The 21,503-nt window shown below is 72.5% G+C and carries 19 protein-coding genes and 1 pseudogene; 7 read left to right on the forward strand and 13 right to left on the reverse strand.

Features of this window, described 5'->3' with window-relative positions:
* From ACZ4XX_RS37565 to ACZ4XX_RS37575, 3 genes and pseudogenes are all read left to right on the forward strand, one after another.
* A pseudogene (locus ACZ4XX_RS37565) lies at positions 1-100 on the forward strand (IS481 family transposase); the annotation flags it as partial.
* 160 nt (positions 101-260) lie between these two features.
* The gene (locus tag ACZ4XX_RS37570) at positions 261-782 is read left to right on the forward strand and encodes a carboxymuconolactone decarboxylase family protein (RefSeq protein WP_468512302.1); all 522 of its coding nucleotides are present in this window, start codon (positions 261-263) and stop codon (positions 780-782) included.
* A 187-nt stretch (positions 783-969) separates the two neighbouring features.
* Entirely contained in the window at positions 970-2,109 is a 1,140-nt protein-coding gene (locus ACZ4XX_RS37575; RefSeq protein WP_468512303.1) for a trypsin-like serine peptidase, read from the forward strand.
* Between the two features lie 70 nt (positions 2,110-2,179).
* On the opposite strand, the gene ACZ4XX_RS37580 is transcribed toward ACZ4XX_RS37575, so the two are convergent.
* From ACZ4XX_RS37580 to ACZ4XX_RS37595, 4 genes are all read right to left on the reverse strand, one after another.
* A complete protein-coding gene (locus tag ACZ4XX_RS37580; protein ID WP_468512304.1) occupies positions 2,180-2,503 on the reverse strand; it encodes a hypothetical protein in 324 nt (107 codons plus the stop codon).
* 245 nt (positions 2,504-2,748) lie between these two features.
* Positions 2,749-3,969, reverse strand: coding sequence for an FG-GAP-like repeat-containing protein (locus ACZ4XX_RS37585; RefSeq protein WP_468512305.1), 1,221 nt, complete (start codon positions 3,967-3,969; stop codon positions 2,749-2,751).
* A 127-nt stretch (positions 3,970-4,096) separates the two neighbouring features.
* Positions 4,097-4,987 carry an alpha/beta fold hydrolase gene (locus ACZ4XX_RS37590; RefSeq protein ID WP_468512306.1) on the reverse strand — a complete coding sequence of 297 codons (891 nt, stop codon included), beginning with the start codon at positions 4,985-4,987 and terminating at the stop codon, positions 4,097-4,099.
* Positions 4,988-5,616: 629 nt separating this feature from the next.
* Complete coding sequence (locus ACZ4XX_RS37595; protein ID WP_015035406.1) at positions 5,617-6,306, reverse strand: metal-dependent transcriptional regulator; 690 nt, start codon at positions 6,304-6,306, stop codon at positions 5,617-5,619.
* A 196-nt stretch (positions 6,307-6,502) separates the two neighbouring features.
* Here ACZ4XX_RS37595 and ACZ4XX_RS37600 point away from each other — a divergent pair, with 196 nt between their 5' ends.
* Complete coding sequence (locus ACZ4XX_RS37600; protein ID WP_468512307.1) at positions 6,503-7,270, forward strand: SIS domain-containing protein; 768 nt, start codon at positions 6,503-6,505, stop codon at positions 7,268-7,270.
* A 124-nt stretch (positions 7,271-7,394) separates the two neighbouring features.
* Here ACZ4XX_RS37600 and ACZ4XX_RS37605 read toward each other — a convergent pair whose 3' ends face one another.
* Positions 7,395-8,726 carry a PAS domain-containing protein gene (locus ACZ4XX_RS37605; protein WP_468512308.1) on the reverse strand — a complete coding sequence of 444 codons (1,332 nt, stop codon included), beginning with the start codon at positions 8,724-8,726 and terminating at the stop codon, positions 7,395-7,397.
* A gap of 158 nt (positions 8,727-8,884) precedes the next feature.
* Positions 8,885-9,532 (reverse strand): pyridoxamine 5'-phosphate oxidase, encoded by a 648-nt coding sequence (gene pdxH / locus ACZ4XX_RS37610; protein ID WP_468512323.1) that lies wholly within the window; start codon positions 9,530-9,532, stop codon positions 8,885-8,887.
* A gap of 236 nt (positions 9,533-9,768) precedes the next feature.
* Between pdxH and ACZ4XX_RS37615 the strand changes: the two genes are divergently transcribed.
* On the forward strand, positions 9,769-10,869 hold the full coding sequence (locus ACZ4XX_RS37615; protein ID WP_266895064.1) for a citrate synthase 2: 1,101 nt from the start codon (positions 9,769-9,771) through the stop codon (positions 10,867-10,869).
* A gap of 71 nt (positions 10,870-10,940) precedes the next feature.
* Here the strand turns inward: ACZ4XX_RS37615 and ACZ4XX_RS37620 are convergent, their stop codons facing one another.
* On the reverse strand, positions 10,941-11,984 hold the full coding sequence (locus ACZ4XX_RS37620) for an isopenicillin N synthase family dioxygenase (RefSeq protein WP_468512309.1): 1,044 nt from the start codon (positions 11,982-11,984) through the stop codon (positions 10,941-10,943).
* 369 nt (positions 11,985-12,353) lie between these two features.
* Here ACZ4XX_RS37620 and ACZ4XX_RS37625 point away from each other — a divergent pair, with 369 nt between their 5' ends.
* Positions 12,354-13,409 (forward strand): M4 family metallopeptidase, encoded by a 1,056-nt coding sequence (locus ACZ4XX_RS37625; RefSeq protein ID WP_468512310.1) that lies wholly within the window; start codon positions 12,354-12,356, stop codon positions 13,407-13,409.
* A gap of 16 nt (positions 13,410-13,425) precedes the next feature.
* Here ACZ4XX_RS37625 and ACZ4XX_RS37630 read toward each other — a convergent pair whose 3' ends face one another.
* From ACZ4XX_RS37630 to ACZ4XX_RS37645, 4 genes are all read right to left on the reverse strand, one after another.
* Complete coding sequence (locus ACZ4XX_RS37630) at positions 13,426-14,004, reverse strand: TetR/AcrR family transcriptional regulator (RefSeq protein ID WP_468512311.1); 579 nt, start codon at positions 14,002-14,004, stop codon at positions 13,426-13,428.
* Positions 13,992-14,720, reverse strand: coding sequence for an enoyl-CoA hydratase family protein (locus ACZ4XX_RS37635; RefSeq protein WP_468512312.1), 729 nt, complete (start codon positions 14,718-14,720; stop codon positions 13,992-13,994). Before ACZ4XX_RS37635 ends, ACZ4XX_RS37630 begins: the two co-directional genes overlap by 13 nt.
* Positions 14,717-16,354 carry an AMP-binding protein gene (locus ACZ4XX_RS37640; RefSeq protein WP_468512313.1) on the reverse strand — a complete coding sequence of 546 codons (1,638 nt, stop codon included), beginning with the start codon at positions 16,352-16,354 and terminating at the stop codon, positions 14,717-14,719. The genes ACZ4XX_RS37635 and ACZ4XX_RS37640 overlap by 4 nt, the downstream gene beginning before the upstream one ends.
* 205 nt (positions 16,355-16,559) lie before the next feature.
* Entirely contained in the window at positions 16,560-17,381 is an 822-nt protein-coding gene (locus ACZ4XX_RS37645; RefSeq protein WP_468512314.1) for an excalibur calcium-binding domain-containing protein, read from the reverse strand.
* Positions 17,382-17,566: 185 nt separating this feature from the next.
* Here ACZ4XX_RS37645 and ACZ4XX_RS37650 point away from each other — a divergent pair, with 185 nt between their 5' ends.
* Positions 17,567-18,370, forward strand: coding sequence for a sporulation protein (locus tag ACZ4XX_RS37650; RefSeq protein ID WP_468512315.1), 804 nt, complete (start codon positions 17,567-17,569; stop codon positions 18,368-18,370).
* 97 nt (positions 18,371-18,467) lie between these two features.
* Here the strand turns inward: ACZ4XX_RS37650 and ACZ4XX_RS37655 are convergent, their stop codons facing one another.
* Positions 18,468-19,601 (reverse strand): acyl-CoA dehydrogenase family protein, encoded by a 1,134-nt coding sequence (locus ACZ4XX_RS37655; protein WP_468512316.1) that lies wholly within the window; start codon positions 19,599-19,601, stop codon positions 18,468-18,470.
* The gene (locus ACZ4XX_RS37660; RefSeq protein ID WP_468512324.1) at positions 19,598-21,496 is read right to left on the reverse strand and encodes an acetyl/propionyl/methylcrotonyl-CoA carboxylase subunit alpha; all 1,899 of its coding nucleotides are present in this window, start codon (positions 21,494-21,496) and stop codon (positions 19,598-19,600) included. The genes ACZ4XX_RS37655 and ACZ4XX_RS37660 overlap by 4 nt, the downstream gene beginning before the upstream one ends.
* Between the last annotated feature and the right edge of the window lie 7 nt (positions 21,497-21,503).

The following is a 21,503-nucleotide window of genomic DNA, read 5'->3' on the forward strand; positions in this document are numbered from 1 at the left end:
AGACTTCCTCCACACCTACAACCACCACCGCTGCCACACCGCACTCGGAGGACACCCGCCGATCAGCCGCGTCAACAACGCTGCGGGTCAATACAGCTAGGTCCTGATCGTCCGCGACGGTGGCCGGCGGTGGTGAAGGAGAGGGCGCCCACACCGCAGCTCGATTCCGGAAATCGATTCCGGAGACCTGTCACAACTCCGCGGTGCGCTCCGTCAGTGCTGTGAAGACGCCGACCAGGGCATCACGAAGGAGAGCAGCGATGACGGACACGAACCCCACCACGACCGCCACCACCACCGAGGCCCCGCTCTCCCGGATGCCCAACCCCGGCGACTTCGTACCCGAGTTGAGCGACATCAGCGCCGCGCTCTTCCGGGCCACCGGCAACCGTTCGGTGCCGCGGGCCACGATGAGTCTCGTCCACCTGCGGGCCGGGCAGATCGTCGGCAACACCTACCTGACGATCCTGAACACCAGCTTCCTCCGCAAGGCCGGCCAGTCCGAGGAGCGCATCACCGCCGTCTCCTCCTGGCAGGACGCCCCCTACTTCACCGACGCCGAGCGCGCCGCCCTCGCCCTGGTGGAGGCCACCCTCCAGCCCGCCCCGCACGGCCGGGAGCGCGTCTCCGACGAGCTGTACGCCGAGGTGGCGAAGCACTACGACGAGAAGGCACTGGCCACCCTGACCATCGCGATCGGCCAGATCAACTTCTTCATCGCCCTGGCCGTCATCGGCAAGCCGCAGCCGGTCAGCTCCCTCGGGGACGAGCAGTGGGACTGACCGGCCCCTGAACGGGGCCGCCCGCCCGGCGACCCCCGGAACCCTCCGCACTCCGCCCTCCAGATTGACCGGAATCCGCCTCAACCACCGTACGGGCACAGGAAGTTCACAGAAACCCGCAGGTGAGCTGTGATCTACTGCTCCGGCGCGACAGGCCCAAGGTCATCAACTGGAAGGCACCTCACCCGTGCATATACGTTCCCCCCGCAGGGCGGCCACGGCCGCTCTGCTGGCCATGGCGCTGATCCCCGCCACTCTCACGACCGCCGCCACGGCGGCCGAAAGCCCCGCCCCGGAGGCGCCGGCGGTGACGGTCGCCGGCCAGGCCGAGGACGCCACGTCCGTACGCGAGTTCTGGACCCCCGCACGTATCAAGCGCGCCCTGGCCAACTCGGAGAGGGACGAGGCCGCGTTCGCGGCCAAGGCCACCAGGGCCGCCCGGGCCGCGAGGGCCTCCGGGGCGGCGACCGGATCCGCCTCCCGGGACACCGACCTCGGTCTGACGGCCGAGGCCCGGCAGGTCCTCCCCGCGGGCAGCAGGTCGACCCTGTCGACGGCAGGCGCGACGGCCGTGCCCGAGATGCCGGTGGCGCAGCAGGTGCCGTTCCCGCAGAACGCCCCCTTCGTCGTCGCCGGGAAGATCGTGTTCACCGACAAGGCCGGTGAGGAACACGGCTGTTCCGGTGCGTCGATCGTGTCGAACACCGGAAACACGGTGTGGACCGCGGGGCACTGCCTTCACCCCGGCGACGGCACCGGGCCCGAAGGGTTCTACGAGAAGATCACGTTCATGCCCGGGTTCCGGAAGAACGACTCCGTGCCGGACGGGTACGACGCTCCGTGGGGCAAGTGGGTCGCCACCAAGAAGGTCGCGCCCACCCAGTGGACCGCCGACGGCGACGTCGAGGACGCCGACATGGCCGCCTTCGAGGTGACCGTTCCCGCCGGGTACACGTCCCTGTCGGATGCGGTCGGCGCGCTCGGCTACCGGTTCGGGGCCGGGTCGGACTTCTCCGACGTCATCGACTCCGGCTTCCCGGGCGAGGGCTTCCACCGCACGGACATGGACGCCTTCACCCACTTCTACTGCACGGGGAACGCCGAGGACGCGTTCGACCTGAACCCGCTGGACGACCGGGTCAAGGTCGACTGCGACATGGGCAAGGGCGCGAGCGGCGGCCCGATCCTCACCACCGACGGGCAGCTCGTCAGCGCGAACTCCCACTACGAGGCCGAGGACGACAACGTCACACGCAAGAACGACGACCTCTTCGGCTCCGAGCACGGTGACCAGGCCGTGGCCGTGATCAACGAGATCAACAGCTAGCCACGGACGCCGGACACCCCGCGCACGGGAGGCCCGCAGCCACCAGGCTGCGGGCCTCCCGTCTGTGCCGTCAGTCCCGCCTGACCATCCCCGGATCGATGTCCGCCGCGTCCGGGGCGTTGATGTAGTGCTGCGACAGATAGCGGTCCTTGATCTCGTCCGTCGTCAGCTTCTCCCACCCCGCGGGCTTCGCCTTCCCGGCCTTCTCCAGCTCCGCCGTCCACGCGGTGACCGCCTCGGCCCGTGTCTGCGGCATGTCCCGCGCGGCAGCGGACGCGGGCTGCACCGTCACCGGCGGCGGCTCCTCCGACGCGGCACCCAGCGCGAACGCCCCGCCCGCCACGAGGACCAGCGCCGCACCACCCACGCTCCAGGCCCATGCCCTGCGTGCCATCGATCCCACTCCTCTCGCCGCCGCACCCGCTTCCACCGTGCCAGGGATCGTTCGGCGGCGGCAACGGGACCGACCACTCCTCCTCCGGTCCCCCGCCGTCTCCCCACCGCACGGCACCCCCGTCCGGGCACCCCCCCGTCCGGGCACCCTCCCGTCCGGGCGGCGCCCGGGACAGGCGCGTACGGCGAAGGCCCCCGCCCCCGGGAGATCCGGGAGCGGGGGCCTTCGACCGTCAGGACGGTGGATCAGAACGCGCCGTTCAGGTTCCACCAGGTGTCGGTCTCCGGCGAGCCCGCTCCGAACTTGCCGGTGCCCGTGCCCGCGTACATGACCAGCGCGCCGACTCCGCGGTGCTCGGGGGAGACGAAGCTGCCGTTCGTGATCGCGGACAGGTCGTTGCGGCCGTCACCGTTGTGGTCGCCGACGGCCAGGAACGAGGCCATGACGTTCCAGCCGCTGCCGACGAGCGTGCGGGTGCCGAGGGCACCCGCCTTGCCCGGGTAGACCCACAGCTTGCCCGTGGACGCCTCGCGGGCGAGCAGGTCGGCCTTGCCGTCGCCGTTCAGGTCGCCCGGCGCCGTCAGGGAGTTCATGACGTTCCAGCCGCCCCCGCCGATGAGCTTCCGCGCACCGAGCGTGCCGGTGGACGTGCCCGGGTACAGCCACAGCTTGCCCGTGGACTTCTCGACCGCGAGGACGTCCGAGCGGCCGTCGCCGGACAGGTCACCGAAGGCGGTGATGCTGTTCATGACGTTCCAGCCGCCCGAGCCGATCAGCTTGCGGGCGCCGAGCGCGCCGGTGCCGGTGCCGGGGTACAGCCACAGCTTTCCGGTGGCGCTCTCGCGGGCGATGACGTCCTCGCGGCCGTCTCCGGTGAGGTCGCCGTGCCGGGTGAGGGCGTTCATGACGTTCCAGCCGCCCGCGCCGACCAGCTTGCCGGAACCGTCACCGGCCAGGAACCAGAGACGGCCGGCCTTGTCGCGGACGAGGACGTCCGAGGTCCGGTCGCCGTTCAGGTCGCCGAAGCCGCCGGCCTTGGGGGCCTGGGTCGCGTACCACTGCGGGTACGCGTCCATGGCGCACTCGCGCTCGGTGGGGACGAGCTTCACCGAGCTGACGGAGTTGCTGCCGGGACCGCCCCATTCGGTGCCCGAGGGGTTCGGGTCCATGACGAAGACGTCGCCGTCGAGGCCGTGGTTGGCGTCGTCGTACATGCAGGCGAACTTGTTCGTGCGGTTCATCACGGACCGGAACGTGTTGTCCCAGGTCCCGAGCGTCGCCACGCTCGCGTTGGTCTTGTACATCGTCCCGGAGCCGTTGTCGGTCTTCCAGGCACAGAAGTAGCCCGACGGGCAGTCGCCGAGCGCGGCCTGAGCGGGTGCCGCGCCCGCGCCGAGGAGCCCGGCCGAGCTGAGCCCCAGCGCCGTGACCACCGTGGCCAGACGCCGCAGCATTGAAGTGCGCATGCAAATCCTCCCTGAGACGGCGCGGAGAAGACCTCGAACGCGCCGCGTCAGGGAAGGTACCTTGCCGTGCCGGCGCGTCCGTCAGGAGGGTGGCCCCTCGCCGTCGGGCGGCCCGTCGAACCCCTTTCTACGAGGTCAGGACGCCGTTCAGGAAGGGGCCGACCGCCTCGCGCCAGGCGTCCGGGTGCTCGTAGTGGAGGAGGTGCCCGGCGTCGGGGATCTCCGCGTACGCACCGTGCGGCAGCACACGGACCATCTCCTGGGCCTCGGCCCTGCCCAGCTCTCCGTCCAGGCCGCGGACGACCAGCGTGGGGCAGCGGACCTGGGCCAGCGACTCCCAGTGGGCGTCGTGCACCCAGGTCTCACGGGAGGTCAGCATCTGCTCGGGGTCGAAGACCGGACGCCAGCCGTCCGGGTGCTCGGCCATCACCTCGGCGAAGAAGGCGCCCCGGGCGGGGTTGGGACGCTCGACCCACGGGTCCTCCTCGCCGAACCAGCGGCGGGCGGCGTCGAGCGACGGGAACGGGGTGGGCCAGCGGCGGAACCAGTCCCGCCACTCGCGCTGCGAGGCCGCGCCCAGCGCCGAGGCCCGCATGTCGCAGATGACGAGGGCGTGGACGAGGTCGGGGCGCTCCGCGGCCAGCTGCCAGGCGGTGAGGGCGCCCATGGAGTGGCCGATGAGGGTCACCGGGCCGAGGCCGAGCTGCTCGACAGCGGCGGCCGCGTCCGCCACGTACGCCTCGCGGGTGAAGGAGGCGGCGGAGGGCTTGTCACTGTGGCCGTGGCCTCGCTGGTCGAGGGCGACGGTGCGGGGGTGGGTGCGGGAATGCGGGATCGCGCCGGGGCGGGTCGCCGCCTCCGCGAGGCGGCTGATCGCCCGGGACCAGTGGGCCGCGTGGCCCATCAGTCCGTGGAGGAGTAAGACGCCGGGGCCGGCCTGCGGGGCGGTCCCGGGCGTGAAGTCCCAGGCCGCCAGCCGTACGCCGTCGGCCCCGGTGACGTCGAGTCGTCGCGCCATCCCTGGCACCCCCTCTTCTTGCCGTCGAACCACGCCAGACTATCGAACTCGCATTCGAAAATGCGCTCCTGCCGCGCAACACCCCTCGTTCGAGTGACAGGCCTCAAGGATTGACGGCCGCTGCCGAGGGGAGATCTTGAACGGGAGGCGGACCGCTCGGGGAAAACGGTCCGAGGGGATTGACCTTGAGAGCTCGGGGCTCCAGGTCAGCACAGGGGAGGACAGGCCCCGGCGCCGCGAGGCGCCGGGGCCCTCTGCCGTCCGGGGCGCACGGATCGCCGGAGCGGGCGGCATCCGACGCACGGCATCCGCTTGCTGCACCGCCCCCACCCCTCCCCGGTCTCGCACCGCTCCACCCCTCGTATCGCACCACTTCGCCCCAGCGTGGCACGGCGAGGGCGCGGGCGTAGCCATTCCGGCGTAAACCGGGGCGCACAAGGGCCGTTGGCCCGGAAACGACACTCGAACGTGTCCTCCTGCGCGTACGACGCAACCGAACGCCGACTCCCGGGCGGAGACGCCGAAGGGTGCCCCGGTGGCCGTCGAGGACGACGACCACCGGGGCACCCTTCCCGCGAGCAGCGGTGCCGGCCGGGACGCGATGCCGGCCGGGACACGCTGCCAGCGCGTCAGCGCTTCGCGACGAAGACGTGCGACGCGACCTCCGCGTCCAGCTCGGCCGCCTCGCCGCTGCTGCCGACGAGGATGCCGCCCGCGGACTCCGTCACGGACACCACGGAGCCGGGCTGCACGCCCGCGCGCCGCAGCGTGTACATCAGCTGGGCGTCCGTCTGGATCGGCTCGCCGATCCGGCGGACGACCACCGTCTTGCCCTCGCTCGCGTCCAGCTCGGCGAGCGACACCATCGAGTCGTCGAGGAAGGCCTCGGCCTCCGCCTTCTCGCCGAGCTCCTCGAGACCGGGGATCGGGTTCCCGTACGGCGACTCCGTCGGGTGCCGCAGCAGCTCCAGGACGCGCCGCTCCACGGCCTCGCTCATCACGTGCTCCCAGCGGCAGGCCTCGGCGTGCACCTGCTCCCACTCCAGGCCGATCACGTCGACGAGCAGGCACTCCGCGAGGCGGTGCTTGCGCATGACCCGGGTGGCGAGGCGGCGGCCCTCGTCGGTCAGCTCAAGGTGCCGGTCGCTGGCGACGGCCACCAGTCCGTCGCGCTCCATCCGGGCCACCGTCTGGCTCACCGTTGGGCCGCTCTGGTCGAGCCGCTCGGCGATCCGGGCACGCATGGGGACCACACCTTCCTCCTCAAGCTCGAGGATGGTGCGGAGATACATCTCCGTTGTGTCGATCAGTCCGGACATACGTGCCCCTCGATGAGTCGTGCGCTGGCCCTGCACCAATTCTGACGCATCGAGCCGACAACCGGACCGCACCGGCCCAAGGCGGTATTGACAGAGCAATGGTCCAGACCGCACCGTGATCGGCGACCGGGGCAGGACCAGGGCACGACCACGACATGACGCGACGACGCGACGGCGACGAGAAGGAGCTTCTGGAATGGGCGACAGCGCGGGCGAGAGCAAGCTGGCCGGACAGTTCTTCGACGCCGCGATCGGCCTGCTCCAGCAGGTGCGCGACGGTGACTCGGCCGAGATCGCCGCGGCCGGCGCCGCGATCGCCGAGGCCGTGGCCAACGGCAACCGGCTCTTCGCCTTCGGCGCGGGCCACTCCTCGCTCGCCGCCCAGGACGTCGTCTACCGGGCCGGCGGACTCGCCCTCATGAACCTGCTCGTCGTCCCCGGCGTCGTCGGCGTCGACGTCATGCCGGCCACGCTCGGCTCCGCCCTCGAACGGGTCGACGGCCTCGCCGGGGCGGTCCTGGACTCCTCCCCCGCGTCCGCCGGAGACGTCCTGATCATCATCTCCCTGTCCGGGCGCAACGCCCTGCCCGTGGAGATGGCCATGAACGCCCGCGCGCTCGGCCTCACCGTCATCGGCGTCACCTCGGTGGCGTACGCGACGGAGACCAGGTCACGGCACGTCTCGGGGACGTACCTCAAGGACCACTGCGACATCGTCCTCGACTCCCGCATCGCCGTCGGCGACGCCGAGCTCACCCACGAGGGCATCGAGGCCCCCTTCGCGCCCGCCTCCACCGTCGTCACCAGCGCCCTCATGCAGGCCACGCTGGCCGCCGCCGCCGAGGACCTCGTCCGCCGCGGCATCGAGCCGCCGCTGCTGCGCTCCGGGAACGTCGACGGCGGCCACGAGTGGAACGGCCGCGTGATGACGGAGTACGGCGACCGGATCTTCTACAAGCACTAGCGCCGGTCCGGGAACGGGGCCGGTCCGGCCCCGGGACCGGTCCGGCACCAGGCCCCGCCCGGCACCAGGCCCCGCCCGGCGATCGGCGTCGGGGCCAGGGGGGCTTGCCGGCAAGGGCCTGGACCTAGGCCTCCGCCCGCTCCCCCAGGTCCAGGGCCGCCGCCACCCTCGACGCCACCGCCTCCGCGAAGACCACGTCCTCGCGCTCGAACGGCCGGCGGCACGCGGCCCGCAGGAACGTCACCACCCCCAGGGTGCGGCCCCGGGAGCGCAGCGTCACGCAGACCGCGTGGGCCGCGTCGGAGGGCCACTGGTGGGCCTCCGCCCACACCTCGGCCGTGCGGCCCGCGCTCGCGCGGACCGTGCCCACCCGGTCCCAGGCCTGCAGCGCCGGGTGCCTCGGGCCGTACCGCAGCGGGATGCCGCCGCCCACCACCGGCGACGAAGGGCCGGGCGCGCCCGCCGGGGTCGCCAGGGCCCGGGTCAGACGCCGCTCGCCCGCGATCCGGTCGACCAGGGCGTGGTCCGCGAACCCGGCGAGCGCGAAGTCGAGCAGCACCGCCGCCGCCTCCACCGGGTCCTCGCACTCCGCGGCGGCCGCGCCGGCCCGGTGCAGCTGGCTCCAACGGAACCGCAGCCGGTCCGCCTCGCGCGCCGCGAGCCGCTCCTCCGTGACGTCCTGGAACAGCCAGGCCACGCCGAGCGGCACCGGCTCCTCCGCCATCGGCGAGGACAGCAGCAGGAAGCCGCTGCGCCAGCACCGGCGCCGCTCCCCGTCGGACGTCCGCAGCGTCACCCACACCTCGGCGGGCGCCGACGGCGTGCCCTCCGCAAGGACGTGCTGCAGGGCGGCCTCCAGCTCCTCCGCGCCGTGCACCACGACATCACCCAGCGGGCGCCCCAGCAGGGCTGTACGCCCGGTTCCGAAGGCGCGGGCGGCGTGGCCGTTGACCATGGCGGGGCGCAGGTCGGCGTCCACGAGGACGACGCCCCAGGACGCGTCCTCGAACAGCGCCTCGCTGAGCGCCACCGACCGCTCCAGGTCGAGCTGGACGTGGACCTCGCTGAAGGCGCAGTACACCCCCGCGGGGCTGCCGTCCGCCCCGCGTACGCCGGCGGCCTGGCTGCGTACGAGCACCCGGCCGCCGTCCTTGCGGAGCAGCGCCAGCTCGTGGACCTGCCGGCCGGGGCCCTTCATGACCCCCATCAGCCGCTGCAGGGTCTCCTCGGCGTCGGCGCTGCGCGCCGCCCAGCCCTCGAACCCGCGCCGGCCGACCGCCTCGGCCGCGGACCAGCCGAGGATCCGCTCGGCCTCGCGGTTCCAGTGCGTGACCGTCCCGTCGGCGTCGAACGCGCAGAGCGCCGCGTCCATCCCGTCGAGCAGCGCGGCCAGAAGATCGGCCCCCGCCCCGGGAACGGAAGCGGTCGCGCTCGCGGACCCCGTGAAAGCACTCATCCCGGCACCCCCCATGCTGCCGCCATTCAACTGGAACGTGACGCAGAGCACATCACGTTCTCCGAAATCGTTGCATCGCGGAAACGCATTCCGATACGGGCGCGGGACGGAGCACGGGAGGAGCACGGGAGCGCCTACGCCGACGGCATGTGCGCCGGTCAGGGCGCCAGGCGTTCCACCCGCCACGTCTCGCCCGCCGAGCCGTCCGGGCCGCCCTCGCGGACGTACCGCAGCCGGTCGTGGAGCCGGTTCTCGTGCCCCTGCCAGAACTCGACCGCGTCCGGCACGACCCGGATGCCGCCCCACTCCGGCGGGACCGGCACCTGCGTGTCGCCGGGGTAGCGGGCGGCGAGCTCCCCGTACCGGGCGAGGAGTTCCGCGCGGGACGCGATCACCGAGGACTGCGGGCTCGCCCAGGCGCCCAGCTGGGAGCCGTGCGGGCGGGTGCGGAAGTAGGCCACCGTCTCGTCGCGGCCGATGCGCTCGGCGCGGCCCGTGACGATGACCTGGCGGGCCAGCGGGTGCCAGGGGAAGAGCAGCGAGGCGTACGGGTTGGCCGTCAGCTCCGCTCCCTTGCGGGAGTCGTAGTTGGTGAAGAAGACGAAGCCGGCCCGGTCGTAGTGCTTCAGGAGCACCGTGCGCGAGGACGGGCGGCCGTCGGACGTGGCCGTGGAGACGATCATCGCGTTGGGCTCGTGGATCGCCGGATTCTCGGCGGTCTCCTTGAACCAGCGGGTGAACTGCGCGATCGGTTCGGGTGCGAGGTCGGCGGCCGACAGCTCGGTGGTGCGGTACTGCTCGCGCATGTCCGCGGGATCCAGGGCGTCGTTCACAGGATCGGTCACGGGGCCATCCTGCCGCAGCGGCGCAGTGTGCCCGGCACCGCGTGCCGCCAATCCTTACTCGCCGGATCGGCGCAGTGTGCCGGATGTCACGCTTCCCCGCATCATCGGAACCGTACAGACTCTTGGGCTGGACGACTGTTGAATCCCCACCATCGACCAGCACTCGGTTGATCGATCATCGATAGAGGAGCCGCCTGATGTCCGACTTCGTACCCGGGCTCGAGGGAGTCGTCGCGTTCGAGACGGAGATCGCCGAACCCGACAAGGAAGGCGGCGCTCTCCGGTACCGCGGCGTCGACATCGAGGACCTGGTCGGTCACGTCTCGTTCGGCAACGTCTGGGGGCTGCTCGTCGACGGCGCCTTCAACCCCGGCCTGCCGGCCGCCGAGCCGTTCCCCATCCCCGTGCACTCCGGCGACATCCGCGTCGACGTGCAGTCCGCCCTCGCGATGCTCGCGCCCGTGTGGGGCCTCAAACCGCTCCTCGACATCTCCGCCGAGCAGGCCCGCGACGACCTCGCCCGCGCCGCCGTCATGGCGCTCTCGTACGTCGCCCAGTCCGCCCGCGGCCAGGGCCTCCCCATGGTCCCGCAGAGCGAGATCGACAAGGCCGAGTCCGTCGTCGAGCGCTTCATGATCCGCTGGCGCGGCGAGCCCGACCCGAAGCACGTCAAGGCCGTCGACGCCTACTGGACCTCCGCCGCCGAGCACGGCATGAACGCCTCCACGTTCACCGCGCGCGTCATCGCCTCCACCGGCGCCGACGTGGCCGCCTCCCTCTCCGGCGCCGTCGGCGCCATGTCGGGCCCGCTGCACGGCGGCGCGCCCTCCCGCGTCCTCGGCATGATCGAGGAGATCGAGCGGACCGGCGACGCCACCGCGTACGTGAAGCAGGCCCTCGACAAGGGCGAGCGCCTCATGGGCTTCGGCCACCGCGTCTACCGCGCCGAGGACCCCCGCGCGCGCGTGCTGCGCCGGACGGCCAAGGAGCTGGACGCCCCGCGCTACGAGGTGGCCGCCGCACTGGAGAAGGCCGCTCTCGAGGAGCTGCACAACCGGCGCCCGGACCGCGTCCTGGCGACGAACGTCGAGTTCTGGGCGGCCATCGTCCTGGACTTCGCCGAGGTCCCTGCCCACATGTTCACGTCGATGTTCACGTGCGCGCGCACGGCCGGCTGGTCGGCGCACATCCTGGAGCAGAAGCGCACGGGCCGGCTCGTGCGTCCGTCGGCCCGCTACACGGGGCCGGGACAGCGGAACCCGCGCGAGATCGAGGGTTACGAGGACATCGCGGGCTGACCGACCGAGCCCCGCGCCCACGGCGACGGCCCGACCCGCACAGTCAGGGCCGCCGTCACGGGTGTCACCGCCTAGGACGACAGGGCGGGCTGCACCTCCGGGTGCAGCAGCAGGTCCGCGTGGTGGCGGGCCGTCGTCAGCGGGTGGGCCCGCAGCTTGCCCTTCAGCTCGTTGCGGCCGTACTCGGCGAACAGCGGGTTCGCGGGGTCGGTCGTGACGCCGGGCGCGGTCTCCGCGTACGGGAAGGCCAGCGGGGTGATCCGGGCGTCGAGCCGCGGGTTGTAGAAGAACGGCACCGAGTAGCGCTCCGTCGCCCCGGGCGGCGAGACGACCCGGTGGTTGGTGGCGATCAGATAGCCGTTGGTCGCCACTTCGAGGAGTTCGCCGAGGTTCACGACGAACGCGCCCGGCAGCGGCGGCACGTCGTGGAAGTTCCCGTCCTCGCGCTGGACTTGGAGCCCGCCCACGTGGTCCTGGAGCAGCAGGGTGAGGAAGCCGTAGTCCTTGTGCGCGCCGACGCCCTGGTCGTCGCCCTCGCCGCTGCTGCCCGGGTAGCGCACCAGCTTGAGGTGCGGGTGGGCGCGCGGCCCGAAGACGTCGTCGTAGAAGTCCTCGGGTGCGCCGATCGAGGCGAGCAGTTCGTGCAGCAGCCGCTCGGCGACCCCGCTGAGCCGCTCGATCCAGTGGAGGGCGGCGGTCCGCAGCTCGGGCAGGGCCTCGGGCCACTGGTTGGGGCCTTCGAGCCACCAGAACGGGGCCTCCCAGGGCGCGGGGGTCCGCGCGGGCCGCTCGGCGCCGATGTCGAGCTGGTCGCGCCAGTCGCGCGCACCGGCGGTGCGCTCGTCGCCGATGCGGGTGTAGCCGCGGAAGTGCGGCGAGTTGATGTTGTCGAGGGCGAGCCGGTCGGCCTCGGGCAGTGCGAAGAAGGCGTGCATCGCGGAGGTCAGGGCCCGCGTCTCGGCCTCGGTCACGCCGTGCCCGATCAGCTGGAAGAACCCGACGTCGTGCGCGGCCGAGTGGAGCTGGGCGTGGAGCAGGCGCCGGGCCTGGGGGTCACGGTCTGCGGCGGAGAGGTCGACGATGGGGAGCTGCGAGGAGTACGAGCTGCGAGTCATGGGTGCGTCCGCGGGGTCTACGGGTGCCCGGGGCGGCCGCCGAGGGTGGGGCGGGGGCCACGGGTGCCGGTCGGCTTGGGCTCTGAACGAGGGACCCGATGGGGGCGCTGGTGGTGCCCCTTGAGGGTCAGGCGGAGCGGCGACAGCTCATGGACGTGACGCGGACGAAGTCCACGTGGCGACGGCGTACGAGCAGGGGCATGCGACCACAGTACTGCGGGAGCGGGGGAACGACTGTGATCCGGGTCACGTCCTGACGCCCGGGACTCGGGGGTGTTCAAAAGGGCGGCAGTGCGCGAAGATCGCCGCCACCCGTGTCACGCGCACGTCAAGTTTCTCGTCTCAGCATCCCTACGCAGGAGGATGTCCATGACCCGCCGCCCGTCCCGCGGCCTGCTCGCCGCAGCCGTCGCCACCGCCGCCACGGCGGCCACCGTGGCTCTGCTGCCCGCCGCCGGCGCCTCCGCCCTCCCCCTGGCAGCCTCCCCGCTCCCCCAGGCCCGCGTCTTCATGGTGAACCCGGTCCAGGCCACCGGCGACCAGTCCCTCACCGACCACAAGGACGCGGCGAGCGACGTCCCCGCCTCCGCGTACACCACCGTCTCGCTGCGGAACCTCGACACGAGCGGCGGCCTGTCCGGCCGCTGGGTCGCGGTCCGGTCCGAGACGGGCAAGCCCGCCACCGTCGCGGCCGCCGCCGCGTACAACCGCTCCGACGACCAGTTCGAGCAGGTCATGGCGTACTTCTGGGTCAACGAGGCACAGGAGTACCTGCAGGTACTCGGCTTCGGCACCGAGCTGCCCGGGGCCAACGACCGGGTGCAGCCGGTCCGGCTCAACCAGTGGGGCGCCGACAACTCCTTCTTCACCGACAAGAAGGACGAGATCCGCTTCGGCAAGGGCGGGGTGGACGACGCCGAGGACGCCGAGGTGATCCTGCACGAGTACGGCCACGCCGTGCACAACGCACAGGTCCCCGGCTTCGGGACGAGCCCCGAGGCCGGCGCGATCGGCGAGGCCTTCGGCGACTACCTGGCCGTGCAGGTCGGCACCCACGCCGTCCAGAAGTACGGCTGGGCGATGAAGGCGGACACGGCCTGCGTCGCCGACTGGGACGCGACCGGCTACAGCCAGGCGCCGCACTGCCTCCGCCGGATCGACGGCACCAAGACGTACGCCGACCGCGAGGGCGAGGTCCACGCCGACGGCGAGATCTGGTCCCGCGCGCTCCTCGACATCCGCACCTCGCTCGGCGCCCGGACGGCCGACCGGATCATCGTGAACGCCCAGTTCGGCTTCGCACCCGACACCGGCTTCGGCGACGCGGCCCGGAAGACCGTCGAGACGGCACAGAAGATGTACGGCACGTCGGCGGCGAACGCCGTACGGGACGCCTTCCGGGCACGGGAGATCCCGGGAGTGTAGGGCCGAGGCCCGCTTCTCAGGCCAGCGCCTCGTCCAGCAGCCGGGCCCACTGGGCGACCACGCGTTCGCGGCGGGCCCGGTCGTCCGTGAGGAGGGTCGCGAGGCCGAGGCCGCGGGCCATGTCGAGGAGGCCCTGGACGGTTTCGCGGACGCCGGGGCGGGACTCGTCGGCGCCGAGCACCTCGACGGCGATGCGGTGGGACTCGCGGCCGACGCGGGCCTCCAGCTCGGTCACCCGCGCGCGGAGCTGGTCCTCGCCGGAGGCCGCGACCCACAGGTGGAGGGCGGCTCGGAAGAGGGGCCCGGTGAAAAGGTCGACGAGCGCGGCGACGGCTTCGTGGCGGTCGCGGGAGGGCAGGGTCCGCAGCGCGTTCGAACGCTCCTCGGCGACGTACTCGACGGCGGCCGTGAACAGGTCCTCGCGGGTCGGGAAGTGGTGCTGGGCGGCGCCCCGGGAGACGCCGGCCCGTTCCGCGACGACGGCGACCGTGGAGCCCGCCCAGCCGTGTTCGGCCAGGCAGGACACGGCCGCCTCCAGGAGCCGCTGCCGGGTGGCGCGGCTCCTGTCCTGCTTGGGTGCGGTCACAGCCGCCATGCGGGGTCCCGTCGTTCGAGGAAGGCCGTCATCCCCTCGCGCGCCTCGGCGGAGGCGAAGAGCGTGGCCGACCTCTGCACCAGGTCCTCCGCGTCACGTTCGAAGGTCTCCAGGACTCTAGCGGTGACCAGCCTCTTCGCCTCGCGCAGGCCCTGCGGTGAGGCTGCGCGGAGGGAGTCGAGAAGGCCGGGCAGCGCGTCGTCCCGGTCCGTCACGAGCCCCATGGCGATCGCCTCCGGCACCCCGAACCGCTCGCCCGTCAGGTAGTGGCGGGCGGCCGCGCGGGGCTCCAGCTTCGGCAGGAGGGTGAGGGAGATGACGGCCGGGGCGACCCCGATCCGTACCTCCGTGAGCGCGAAGTCGGCCCCCTCCCCCGCCACGACGATGTCGGCGGCGCCGAGCAGGCCGAGGCCGCCGGCCCGGGTGCGGCTGCCCGCGGCGACGTGGGCGACGACCGGTTTCGGCAGCTCGACGATCTGCCGGAGCAGGTCCACGAAGGCGTACGGGCTCGGCGGCGCCTTGAGGTCGGCGCCGGCGCTGAACGTGGTACCGCTGTGGGTGAGCACCACCGCCCGGACCGCGGGGTCCTTGCCGCAGGCCGTGAGCGCGTCGGCGAGCTCGGTGACGAGCGCCGCGGAGAGCGCGTTGCGGGTGGCCGGGGAGTCGAGGGCGAGGGTGGTGATCCCCCGCTCCTCGGTGACGGCGACCAGGGTCATGTACGGTCCCTCAACTCTCGGTCTCGGAGCTCTGGGTCTCGGAGCTCTCGGTCTCGGGCCTCCCGGTCCCGGTCCCGGAGCTCTCGGCGGAGGATCTTCCCTGACGCTGCCCGGGGCACCGCCTCGATGAACTCGACGTCGCGGACCTTCTTGTACGGGGAGACGCGGGCGGCGACATGCGCCATGACGTCCTCGGCGGTGAGGCCGGGCGCGGCCGCCTGGCGTACGACGTAGGCCTTGGGGATCTCGGTGCCGTCCGCGTCCGTGACGCCGATGACGGCGGCGTCGGCGACGCCCTCGTGGGTGAGGAGCAGCGCTTCGAGTTCGGCGGGGGCGACCTGGAAGCCCTTGTACTTGATGAGTTCCTTGACGCGGTCGACGACGAACAGCCAGCCCTCGTCGTCGACCCGGCCGATGTCGCCGGTGTGCACCCAGCCGTCGGCGTCGATCATGGCGGCGGTGGCGTCGGGCCGGCCGAGGTAGCCCTTCATGACCTGCGGTCCCCGGATGGCCACCTCGCCCTCCTCGCCGGGTGCCGCGTCCTTCGACGGGTCGTCGAGGGACAGGATCCGCATCTCGGTGGAGGGCAGCAGCTTGCCGACGGTGCCGGGCGGAGGGTTCGGGGCGGTGAGCGGGACGACGTGGGTGCCCGGGGACAGTTCCGTCATGCCGTACGCCTGGAGGACCGGCGGCAGCCCGAGCCGCGTCGAACAGGCCTGGGCGAGGGCCGCGTCGAGCGGGGCGGCGGCGCTGACGATGTACTCCAGGGAGGACAGGTCGTAGTCGGCGACGGCCGGGTGCTTGGCGAGGGCGAGCACGATCGGCGGGGCGACGTAGAGGCCGTTGATGCGGTGCTTCTGGATGGCGCCGAGGAAGGTGTCGAGCTCGAAGCGGGGCAGCACGACGACGGTGGCGCCCTGACGGAGGGGCGCGTTCATGAGAGCCGTGAGGCCGTAGATGTGAAAGAAGGGGAGGATCGCGAGGATCCGGTCGCCGGGCCCCATCGGGATGACCGGCTCCAGCTGGGCGAGGTTCGTCGCGATCGAGGCGTGCGTGAGCATCACGCCCTTGGGGACGCCGGTGGTGCCGGAGGAGTACGGGAGGGCGGCGACGTCCTCGTCGGGGTCGACGTCGGTCTCGGGCACGGGGCCGGTGGAACCGAGGAAGGCCTGCAGGGACCGGACACCGTCGCGCGCTTCGTCGCAGACGAAGATCTCCTCGATCCCGCCCGCGAGTTCGGCCGCCGCGCGGGCGGAGGGGAGCAGCGGGGAGACGGTGACGATCCAGCGCGCCGAGGAGTCGCGGAGCTGCTTGGCGAACTCCTCGGGGGTGGCCAGCGGGTGCACGGTGGTGACGGAGGCGCCCGCGCGCGTGGCGGCGTAGAAGGCGATCGGGAAGAGCACGGTGTTGGGGCTGTGCAGCGCGAGCACGTCCCCCTTCCGCACCCCGGACTCGGCGAGCCCGGCGGCGACCCGCCGGTGGAAGGCGTCGACCTGTGCGTACGTGAGGGTGAACTCCCCTGCACCGTCGACCAGTGCGGGGGTGTCGCCCCGCTCGGCCGCGCGGCCGAGCACCGCGTCGTGGATCGGCAGGGAGACGGTGGAAACGGCCTCGTACTCGCTGTGGAACACCATGCAAGCCCCCTGGAGAGGTGGGAGAGGTGGAAGGTGGTCGCCAGGATCGCGTGTGGGGGTACGGCTTGGGGAGACCCTGTCAGCACTCCGGGGAAACAATCAAGCATGCATGCATGATTCTTGGGAAGGACGACGACCCGCCCCCGTGAGCCGGGGACGGGCCGCGCCTCGCGGGTCCGGGTGTCAGCCCTCGCGTGTCCGGGTGTCAGCCCTCGCAGGCCACCCCGTCGCCGTCGCGGTCGAGGTGGCGGCCGTAGCCCGGTTCGCCCGCGCGGATGGGGGCGGCGCCGGCGGCACGGACGGCCGTGCAGTTGCGGTAGTAGACGCTGCCGCCGCCGGAGGACGCGTCGTCACCGGCGTCCTCGGTGGGCTCGGGCGTCGGCTCCTGCGTCGGAACCGGCACCTGGGTGGGCTTCGGCTTCGGCCGCTGGGTGGTCGGTTCGGGCTTCGGGGTGGGCTTGCGGAGCACCTCGCCGGGTGACTTCGGGCAGGGGACTCCCGGCGCCGTCAGGTGCACCACCGGCGCCGCCGACGAGACCGGCGCACCGGCCTGGGGGCTCTGGAAGCAGACCGTCCAGGTGCCGTACGCGGCGGGCAGATCCACGTCCTTGTAGGCGGCCACGGCCCGGCCCTGGTTGTCGGCGAGGAGCTGCTCGGCGTCCGCGTAGCTCCCGCCGACGAGCGAGGGCATCGCCGGAGTCTCCTCCGTCGGCGACGCGGTGGGGGACGGGGTCGCGGTCGGGGCCGGCGTGGTGACCGTCGCCGTGGCCGTCGGCTTCGCCGTGGCCTTCGCGTCGTTCTTCGCGTCGTCCGGGGAGTCACTGAGGAGCAGCAGCAGGAACCAGAGGGCGCCGAGGACGGTCGCGACGACCTTCTTGTTCTGGCTCCACCGGCTCGTCCAGGTCAGGGCTATGCCCACCGGCGGGAGGAAGACCAGGAGACAGATGATCAGGGCGGGGTGCTGCCACCAGCGCCGGGCGGGCAGCGGGGCCGGAACGGGCTGGAACGGCGGCGGAGGCGAGTACACGTGCGTCTCCCGAAGGGTGTGAGCGTGTGCGAGGTGCACGGATCGTACACAGGATGTTCACAACCGGTAGCCCTGTGTGCGGAGGACGAGACGCGATCGGTATCAGCACCCCGTGCCCCGCCCGGACCTTCCCGGAGCCCGAACTTCCGCCCCTTCCAAGGTCATCGGACGACTAGCCTGCGCCTATGGTCTTCAAGCGTCTTCTGGGCATGGGCGGCATACCGCTCGAGATCGACACCGTCGTGCAGTCCGAACCGGCACTGCCGGGCGGCATCCTGAGCGGGGAACTCGTCCTGCGCGCACCCGACCGCCGTGTCGAGGTGAAGTCGATCCGGCTGAGGCTCGTGACCGACGCGCCCGTGGCCCACAAAGGCGACGGTGACGGATCCAGCGGCGACACCTTCGACCATCCCTCGGTGAGCGGCCACTTCACCCTGGAGAAGGGCGAGGAGAAGCGACTCCCCATCCGTCACCGGCTCAAGTGGGAGACCCCCCTGACCGAGGTGAAGGGGCAGAAGCTCGGGGTCCACCTGGGCATCCACACCGAGGTCGAGGCCGAGGGCGTCAAGGCCCAGACGGACGACGACCCCGTGTACATCGGCTCGCTGCCGCTGCACGAGGCCGTCCTCGACGCCTTCGCCGCCGAGGGATACGCCCTGCGGACCTCGCGCATCCACTCCGGGAACATTCCCCGCACCGAGTACCACATCTACCGCGCCCAGGGGCTCCTGCTCGTCGACGAGCGGTCCGGGCAGAACCGCCCGCAGGAGCTGGAACTGCATTTCCACACCAACGCGGTCGGCTGCGAGATCTTCCTCCGGAAGGCGAAGCTCGACGAGCGGTACTGGAAGAACAAGCCGCCGGCCCGCCGCTTCGTGGCCGCCCACCACGACGTCGGCCGGGTGGACTTCGGCGAGGCGGTCCGCCGGTGGATCGACGAGGTCGGCCTCACCGACGGCAGCCACCCGACCAGCGATTACGAGGACTGAGCGCCGGGTCCCGCCGGTGAGCACCGCGTCCCGCCCGTGAGCACGCGTCCCGTCGGCCGAGGGCAAGCCGCCCCGGCCGACGGCGACCCACCGCCGGTCAGTACGACTTGGGCAGCCCCAGCGTCTGGTGCGACACGTAGTTGAGGATCATCTCCCGGCTCACCGGGGCGATCCGGGCCACCCGCGCCGCCGTGACCAGCCGGGCCAGTCCGAACTCCTTGGTCAGGCCGTTTCCGCCGAGCGTGTGGACCGCCTGGTCGACGGCCTTCACACAGGCCTCCGCCGCCGCGTACTTCGCCATGTTGGCGGCCTCGCCCGCACCCATGTCGTCACCCGCGTCGTAGAGGTGCGCGGCCTTCGCCATCATCAGCCGGGCCAGTTCCAGCTCGATGTGCGCCTGGGCGAGCGGGTGCGCGACGGCCTGGTGGGCGCCGATCGGGGCCTTCCAGACCTGGCGCTCCTTCGCGTACTTCACGGCCTGCGCGAGCGCGTACCGGCCCATGCCGATCGCGAACGCGGCCGTCATGATCCGCTCCGGGTTGAGGCCCGCGAAGAGCTGGAGCAGGCCCGCGTCCTCGTCGCCGACGAGCGCGTCGGCCGGCAGGTGCACCTCGTCGAGCGTCAGCTCGAACTGCTTCTCGTGCGCGTCGAGTTCCATCTCGATGTGCCGCCGCTGGAAGCCGGGGGCGTCGCGCGGGACGATGAAGAGACAGGGCTTGAGGCTGCCCGTCCGGGCGTCCGACGTACGGCCCACGATCAGCGTCGCGTCGGCGATGTCGACACCCGACACGAACACCTTCCGCCCGTCGAGGACCCAGCCCTCCTCCGTGCGGGTCGCGGTCGTCGTGATCCGGTGCGAGTTCGAGCCCGCGTCGGGCTCCGTGATGCCGAACGCCATCGTCCGCGAGCCGTCCGCAAGGCCCGGCAGCCAGGCCCGCTTCTGCTCCTCCGTGCCGAAGCGGGCGATGACCGTGCCGCAGATCGCGGGCGAGACCACCATCATCAGGAGCGGCGCGCCGGCCGCGCCGGCCTCCTCCAGGACGATGGACAGTTCGGCCATGCCGCCGCCCCCGCCGCCGTACTCCTCGGGCAGGTTGACCCCCAGATAGCCGAGCTTGCCGGCCTCCGCCCACAGGGTGGCCCGGTCGAAGCCGGGGCCGTGCCGGTGGCCGAGCGCGGAGACGGCAGCGCGGAGCGCGGTGAGCTCTTCGCTTTCGATCATGGTGCTCATACGGTCTGGTCCTCCTGTGCTGCTTCGGTCGTGGCGTCGTCCGAGACGACGGCGAGCAGGGCACCTACCTCGACCTGGCGGCCGGGGGCGGCGTGGAGCGCGGTGAGCGTGCCGGAGGCGGGGGCGATGACGCGGTGCTCCATCTTCATGGCCTCCAGCCAGAGGAGCGGCTGCCCGGCGGTGACGCGGTCGCCGACGGCGAGGCCGTCCGCGACGCGGACGACGGTGCCGGGCATGGGGGCGAGCAGGGAGCCGGGGGCCGTCTGCTCGCGGGGGTCGGTGAAGCGGGGGCGGACGGTGAGCCGGTGCGGTCCGGCGTACACGGAGCCGTCCCCGTACGCCGAGATGTCGAAGTCCCTGACGACACCGGCGACTTCGAGCCGCACCCGGTCGGGCGTCGCCGAGACCGCCCGGACGCCCTCGGGTGCCGTCACCTCGAACCCGCCGTCCCGTGTGGGCCGGTAGCGGACCTCGTGACCGCCGTACGTCCGCGTCTCGTCCTGGGAGCGGAGGTTGCGCCAACCGCCTCCGAACCGGCCCTTGCCGGCGGCGGCCTCGGCGAGGGCGGCGGCGACGGCCGCGTACTCCTCGCCGGGCCGGGTCTCCGTGAGCGCGTCGAGGTTCCGGTCGTAGAACCCGGTGTCGAGCAGCCCGGGATCCCCGAACCCGGGGTGCCGGAGGGAGGCGACCAGGAGGTCCCGGTTGGTGACCGGGCCGTGGATCCGGGCCCGGTCCAGAGCATGGGCCAGCTTGCGGATCGCCTCCGCGCGGGTGGGGGCGTGGACGATCACCTTGGCGAGCATCGGGTCGTAGTGGACGCCGATCGTGTCCCCGGAGGCGTACCCGGTGTCGAGGCGGGTCCCGCCCTCCCCGGGCAGCTCGAAGAGGTGCAGGACGCCCGTCTGCGGGGCCCACGCGCGCGCCGGGTCCTCCGCGTACAGGCGGGCCTCGATCGCGTGGCCGCGCGGGGCCGGGGGCTCCGGCGGCAGGGCGCGGCCCTCGGCGACGGCGAGCTGGAGGGCGACGAGATCGACCCCGAACGCCTCCTCCGTCACCGGGTGTTCGACCTGGAGGCGGGTGTTCATCTCCAGGAAGTACGCCCGCCCGTCCGCCACCAGGAACTCGACCGTGCCCGCGCCGACGTAGCCGACGGACTTCGCCGCCCGGACGGCCGTGTCCAGGAGGGACGCTTCGAGCGCCGCGGGCAGACCGGGCGCCGGCGCCTCCTCGACGACCTTCTGGTGGCGCCGCTGGAGGGAGCAGTCACGGGTGCCGAGCGCCCACGCGGTGCCGTGGGTGTCGCAGAGGAGCTGGACCTCGACGTGCCGCCCGTTCTCGACGTACGGCTCGACGAACACCTCGCCGTCGCCGAAGGCGCTGAGGGCCTCGGCCGAAGCCGCTGCCAACTCCCCCGACAGCTGGTCGAGTTCCCGTACGATCCGCATCCCGCGGCCGCCGCCGCCCGCCGCCGCCTTCACCAGCACGGGCAGGTCGTCCTCGGACACGTCCGTCAGGGGCGCGATGCCGAGGAGCTCCTTGGCGCGGGTCTTGGACGCCATCGCCTCGATCGCCTCCGGCGGCGGGCCGATCCACACCAGTCCGGCGTCGACCACCTGCCGGGCGAAGTCGGCGTTCTCGGAGAGGAAGCCGTAACCGGGATGCACGGCGTCCGCACCCGCGGCGAGCGCCGCCTCCACCACCAGGTCGCCGCGCAGATACGTCTCCGAGGGCGCCGCCCCCGGCAGCCGTACCGCCGTGTCCGCCTCCCGTACGTGCAGGGCGTCGGCGTCCGCGTCGGAGTACACGGCGACGGTGGAGATGCCCAGCTCACGGCAGGTGCGGAAGACCCGGCAGGCGATCTCGCCGCGGTTCGCGACGAGGACGGAGGTGATCATCGAGGGC

The organism is Streptomyces sp. NPDC029956 (assembly GCF_055574655.1).

Bases quoted from the DNA above. Each gene is read 5' to 3' on its own strand.
- ACZ4XX_RS37570 (WP_468512302.1), top strand. From the start codon at position 261: ATGACGGACACGAACCCCACCACGACCGCCACCACCACCGAGGCCCCG.
- ACZ4XX_RS37580 (WP_468512304.1), bottom strand. From the start codon at position 2,503: ATGGCACGCAGGGCATGGGCCTGGAGCGTGGGTGGTGCGGCGCTGGTC.
- ACZ4XX_RS37585 (WP_468512305.1), bottom strand. From the start codon at position 3,969: ATGCGCACTTCAATGCTGCGGCGTCTGGCCACGGTGGTCACGGCGCTG.
- ACZ4XX_RS37590 (WP_468512306.1), bottom strand. From the start codon at position 4,987: ATGGCGCGACGACTCGACGTCACCGGGGCCGACGGCGTACGGCTGGCG.
- ACZ4XX_RS37595 (WP_015035406.1), bottom strand. From the start codon at position 6,306: ATGTCCGGACTGATCGACACAACGGAGATGTATCTCCGCACCATCCTC.
- ACZ4XX_RS37600 (WP_468512307.1), top strand. From the start codon at position 6,503: ATGGGCGACAGCGCGGGCGAGAGCAAGCTGGCCGGACAGTTCTTCGAC.
- ACZ4XX_RS37605 (WP_468512308.1), bottom strand. From the start codon at position 8,726: ATGAGTGCTTTCACGGGGTCCGCGAGCGCGACCGCTTCCGTTCCCGGG.
- pdxH (WP_468512323.1), bottom strand. From the start codon at position 9,532: ATGCGCGAGCAGTACCGCACCACCGAGCTGTCGGCCGCCGACCTCGCA.
- ACZ4XX_RS37615 (WP_266895064.1), top strand. From the start codon at position 9,769: ATGTCCGACTTCGTACCCGGGCTCGAGGGAGTCGTCGCGTTCGAGACG.
- ACZ4XX_RS37620 (WP_468512309.1), bottom strand. From the start codon at position 11,984: ATGACTCGCAGCTCGTACTCCTCGCAGCTCCCCATCGTCGACCTCTCC.
- ACZ4XX_RS37625 (WP_468512310.1), top strand. From the start codon at position 12,354: ATGACCCGCCGCCCGTCCCGCGGCCTGCTCGCCGCAGCCGTCGCCACC.
- ACZ4XX_RS37630 (WP_468512311.1), bottom strand. From the start codon at position 14,004: ATGGCGGCTGTGACCGCACCCAAGCAGGACAGGAGCCGCGCCACCCGG.
- ACZ4XX_RS37635 (WP_468512312.1), bottom strand. From the start codon at position 14,720: ATGACCCTGGTCGCCGTCACCGAGGAGCGGGGGATCACCACCCTCGCC.
- ACZ4XX_RS37640 (WP_468512313.1), bottom strand. From the start codon at position 16,354: ATGGTGTTCCACAGCGAGTACGAGGCCGTTTCCACCGTCTCCCTGCCG.
- ACZ4XX_RS37650 (WP_468512315.1), top strand. From the start codon at position 17,567: ATGGTCTTCAAGCGTCTTCTGGGCATGGGCGGCATACCGCTCGAGATC.
- ACZ4XX_RS37655 (WP_468512316.1), bottom strand. From the start codon at position 19,601: ATGAGCACCATGATCGAAAGCGAAGAGCTCACCGCGCTCCGCGCTGCC.
- ACZ4XX_RS37660 (WP_468512324.1), bottom strand. From the start codon at position 21,496: ATGATCACCTCCGTCCTCGTCGCGAACCGCGGCGAGATCGCCTGCCGG.